The organism is Vibrio sp. 2130-1 (genome assembly GCF_033339515.1).
Genome location: NZ_JAWOUT010000363.1, coordinates 1 through 649 on the forward strand (window position 1 = coordinate 1; position 649 = coordinate 649).

Annotated in this window: 1 protein-coding gene; it reads left to right on the forward strand. The window is 41.0% G+C overall.

Annotated elements, in window-relative coordinates; genetic code table 11:
• Positions 1-46: 46 nt before the first annotated feature.
• A complete protein-coding gene (locus R7Q09_RS26255; protein WP_005386960.1) occupies positions 47-517 on the forward strand; it encodes a GNAT family N-acetyltransferase in 471 nt (156 codons plus the stop codon).
• Positions 518-649 lie beyond the last annotated feature (132 nt).

The following is a 649-nucleotide window of genomic DNA, read 5'->3' on the forward strand; positions in this document are numbered from 1 at the left end:
GGCGTTATGTAGCCGCGAGAGGACGGTAAGCTAAAAGGATTTATATATGTTAAATATTCGGCAAGCTCGCATTGAAGATATCAGTGTTATCAAGAAACTACAGTTTCAGCTTAATGAGTATCATCAAGCAAATTTACCTGATGACTTTTTATCACCGGAAGAAATTGAACAAAAAATAGACCTACACAAGATAATCAAAAGTGAAAGCTCGATTTTTCTGGTAGCCGAAAGCAAAGGGCAGTTAGTAGGTTTTGTTTTTGGTGAGCTATGGGTTCGTAAGTCTTGGACGCTCAAACAGCGAAAAATCGCGAGCATTGAACAAATAGTAGTGGATTCATGCTTTAGAAGCCAAGGCGTTGGATTGGCGCTAATAGAGGCATTTGAGGAAAGGGCTATTTCTAACGGCGGAGAAGAGCTGTTTTTAGAAGTATATTCCTTCAATGAATCTGCTTTAGGTTTGTATCGCAAAGCTGGTATTGTCCCCAAAATCCTAATTGGGCAGAAAGCACTAAGCTGAAAGTCGGCTACATAACAAATTGTTCAAGAGTGATTCGGCACGCGTGGCATTTTTACTATGCGTTAGTTTTAGTGGTTAAGGTGCTATGCGGAGGCTTCGGTATTGCGTGCCTCACACCTTAACAAGGCGTTA

Bases quoted from the DNA above. Each gene is read 5' to 3' on its own strand.
- R7Q09_RS26255 (WP_005386960.1), top strand. From the start codon at position 47: ATGTTAAATATTCGGCAAGCTCGCATTGAAGATATCAGTGTTATCAAG.